Here is a 533-nt window from a genome sequence, read left to right as displayed (position 1 = left end):
GGATACTTAAATAGAGCTATTGACAAATCTGGTGAAAGATACAATAAAATTGCAGTAAAAGCTATTGAAACTTTAACAACTAACTGGAGAAGTAGTGCTGGAGCAATAAAACATGATGGGGTAACACCTTCTGTAAGCTATAAATGGTTTAATGGTTTCTGGGCATGGGACTCTTGGAAACAAGCAGTAGCTACTGTATACTTTAATGAAGAACTGGCTAAAAACAATATAAGAGCATTATTTGATTATCAAATTCAAGAAGATGATAAGATTAGACCTCAAGATAAGGGGGCTATTATAGATGCAATATTCTACAATGCTGATGAGGAGAGAGATGGAGATGGTGGAAACTGGAACGAGAGAAACTCTAAACCAGCTTTAGCAACTTGGGCAGTATGGGAAGTTTACAAAGTAAGTGGAGATAAAGAGTTTTTAAAAGAGATGTATCCAAAATTAAAGGCTTACCATGAATGGTGGTATACAAATAGAGATCACAATAAAAATGGTGTAGCTGAATATGGAGGAATGGTTCA

At 35.3% G+C, this 533-nt stretch carries 1 protein-coding gene; it reads left to right on the top strand.

Features of this window, described 5'->3' with window-relative positions:
* On the top strand, nt 1-533 hold a 533-nt coding region (locus I6E31_12465), incomplete at both ends, for a hypothetical protein (GenBank protein ID MCF2640770.1).

Origin of the sequence: Fusobacterium varium (genome assembly GCA_021531615.1) — a bacterium.
GTDB classification, from domain to species: Bacteria; Fusobacteriota; Fusobacteriia; order Fusobacteriales; family Fusobacteriaceae; genus Fusobacterium_A; species Fusobacterium_A varium_C.
This window is presented reverse-complemented; position numbering and strand designations above follow the sequence as displayed.